This is a genomic window from Thermomonas fusca (assembly GCF_005862345.1).
Lineage (GTDB): Bacteria > Pseudomonadota > Gammaproteobacteria > Xanthomonadales > Xanthomonadaceae > Thermomonas > Thermomonas fusca.
The window spans coordinates 1-1,581 of record NZ_SROY01000013.1 but is presented as its reverse complement, the minus strand read 5'-3'; the positions used below and the strand labels follow the sequence as shown (position 1 = coordinate 1,581).

Genomic DNA, 1,581 nt, shown 5'->3' with positions numbered 1-1,581 from the left:
GAAACGGTTGGCAAGTTGCGCCTGCGCACCGCTTGGCGCAGCTACGGAAGCCTTGCTCTTAGCGGCCTAACACCTGAATTAAGCCGCGCCGCGAAGCGGCGTCGGCTTGAATGAATTGTTAGGGCTCATGCCCTGATGGGGAAAGTACGAGAACGGAGCTATTGAAGGTGGGCCCTGACCAATACTTGATATCTATGATGTCTCGAATCAAGACCTGCGGGTCGAGAGTCCTGAGCTGTAGGTTAATTGGGGTCTTTGGGCTGACCAGAGTGAAGTCAACTTTGAAATAGCGACTAGCATCAGGAATGGCGAGGCACCCGCGGCTTGTAATGCTATTAGATGAGCGGGTAGTAAGGTGGGCGTACGTTTGTTCGAAATTTTCTGGGCAATCAGCTTTGGATGTTGGCCTTACCAGCAATGAGATTTGGCTTGTGTCATTTAAACGGACGACAAGTAGCCGTTCACCATTTTCACGGTGGTGGTAGGTGCGGTCTTTGACCATGCCCGACACACCCTCAACCATGGAAAAGCAAAGAACGTCATAGCAAGTATTGACTCGAGGAAGGGTGGCTGCGCAGCAGAACGAAGTCGCGTAGATCGCTAGACCTAACAACAATTTGCGACTGAGTCTGATCATGAGCCCTAACACCTGAGTTAAGCCGCGCCGCGAAGCGGCGTCGGCTTGAATGAACTGTTAGGCGCGACGGTATCGCCGAAGGCGAGCAACCGCAAGCTGCGACGCAGAGCGAGACGCTGGCAACTCTGCCCGCAGGCCGAGCTACACGCGGGCCGAGGCTTGTAAAACCGAAGCCGAGGCGCCGCCCAGCCGAAGCGGGAACACCCGCACACGAATGCGCAACGGCAAGATCCGCACGGCGCAGCAACATCCGCGCGCTCACACGAAGGTCCGCTCACTGACGCGGCGGCGGCGCATCTGCGCTGCCCGAAGCGATGCGACCGAAGCGGGAAATGCTGGTCAACAACGAGACGGCAACCGGAGCCGGCCCAACACGACGCGACTGACGCAGAGCGCGAAGCCGTTGCCGGAACCAACAAGACTGGAATGCTTTTTCCCCAGGCCTAACACCTGAGTTAAGCCGCGCCGCGAAGCGGCGTCGGCTTGAACGAATTGTTAGGGCGCACCTGCATGGTCAGCCCCGATCAATGTCTATGACATGGCGAGGCTGGAACCAAAGAGGCATGCCGGCTTGGATAGAGTCTGTGCAGTGCGGATCATTGTCCAGCGCCCCAAAGTACCAATCACCATGTCGTTCTTTGACTTGGACCCACATTCGCTCCCCGTGATCTACGAGCTCACCCGCGTCGTTGGGCGCACGGATGTAAAAACGGATCTTGACGATTGATCCAGGTTCAAGCGACTGACGCTCGTGGAGCGGAGGAATCCAGAATTTGTCTGGACTCTCGGCGTGAGCGATCTCGCCGTCGTCGATCATCCAGCCGTCAGCTTCCAATGTTGTGAGTTGCGGAGTGGTCACAAGTGCGCCCTAACACCTGAGTTAAGCCGCGCCGCGAAGCGGCGTCGGCTTGAATGACTTGTTAGGGCGCAAAGTAACAGAAGAC

General features: G+C 57.1%; 1 protein-coding gene. It reads right to left on the bottom strand.

The window, feature by feature from the left end; genetic code table 11:
* Positions 1 to 1,151 precede the first annotated feature (1,151 nt).
* Entirely contained in the window at positions 1,152 to 1,454 is a 303-nt protein-coding gene (locus E5S66_RS13490) for a DUF2314 domain-containing protein (protein WP_138350052.1), read from the bottom strand.
* Positions 1,455 to 1,581: the final 127 nt, after the last annotated feature.

Excerpts from the sequence above, each read along its gene's own strand:
- E5S66_RS13490 (WP_138350052.1), bottom strand. The coding sequence starts at position 1,454 with ATGATCGACGACGGCGAGATCGCTCACGCCGAGAGTCCAGACAAATTC.